Raw genomic sequence first — 1,154 nt, forward strand, 5'->3', positions numbered from 1 at the left:
CCAACTATAGACAAAAAGGCCATGAAGACCTATTCTTATAATCGCCAAGAAAATAAGAGAGTAGGTGCCTTCATGACCCAATCCCAGAGTACCATGTCTAGCCATTATCGACAACTACAATTTGATGAGCGTGGTCAAATCGAGGTCTTGCATAACCAAGGCTTATCTATCCGTATGATTGCCGAGATCGTCCGCCGCAGTCCCAGCACCATCAGTCGCGAATTACGGCGCGGTCTGACCACTCAAATTGGCCCTAACCATAAGTCCTATCAAGCCTACTTCGCCGAAACTGGGCAAGCTATCCGAAAGAAGCAGCGCGCGAACAGTCGGCCAATCGGTATGTTAGCTAAAAGTCCACAGTTCTTCGCCAAGTTGACGGTTGCACTGCGGCAACGACCAAGGGTCCATAGTGTCGACAGCTTTGTTCACTACTTTAAAAACCACTATCCAGAATTATCATGTCCATGTACTTCAACCGTCTATCGCTATATCGATCGCGGGGCCACTGAGCTTAGAAATTCTGATCTACCAAAGAAACTCAGTCAACGACTAAAACGCCCGGGCAGGCACCATGATCGATTGAACAAGCGGATATTAGGTCAATCGATTGAAGAACGGCCAGTTGAGATCAACGAACGCCAAGTACTTGGTCATTGGGAAGGCGATCTGGTCAAAGGTAAACGCGTGGAAAGTGAACCTGCATTACTGACCCTAACCGAACGGGTCAGTCGCTATGAGATCATCCTTAAGTTGCCTGATTACCACGCGACCACATGCCTACAAGGACTACAGAATACGATTGACGACTATGGCGCTGAATATTTTAAAAGCGTCACCTTCGACAATGGTAGTGAGTTCGCCCAACTTAGCCAGGTTATTGGACCTGACGTCTATTTTGCCCACCCCTACTCGCCGTGGGAACGTGGCACCAATGAGAACCAGAACGGTCTGATCCGGGAATACATTCCCAAAGGTAAGTCAATCCATGAAATCTCGATCACTGAGCTCCAAGGAATCCAAGACGCGCTTAACCACCGGCCACGTCGGAGCTTGAACTACAACTGCGCCAGTGAACTATTCATTGATTTAGATGATTAACTATACCAATTTATAAGAATAGGTCGATACTGTTGCACTTGATTTGACAATTTGGG

Annotated in this window: 1 protein-coding gene; it reads left to right on the top strand. The window is 47.3% G+C overall.

Annotated elements, in window-relative coordinates; translation table 11 throughout:
• Nucleotides 1–72: 72 nt before the first annotated feature.
• Complete coding sequence (locus EKM80_RS14780) at nt 73–1,098, top strand: IS30 family transposase (protein WP_125551024.1); 1,026 nt, start codon at nt 73–75, stop codon at nt 1,096–1,098.
• Nucleotides 1,099–1,154: the final 56 nt, after the last annotated feature.

The sequence above is a fragment of the Loigolactobacillus jiayinensis genome (genome assembly GCF_003946445.1).
Taxonomy (GTDB): Bacteria; Bacillota; Bacilli; order Lactobacillales; family Lactobacillaceae; genus Loigolactobacillus; species Loigolactobacillus jiayinensis.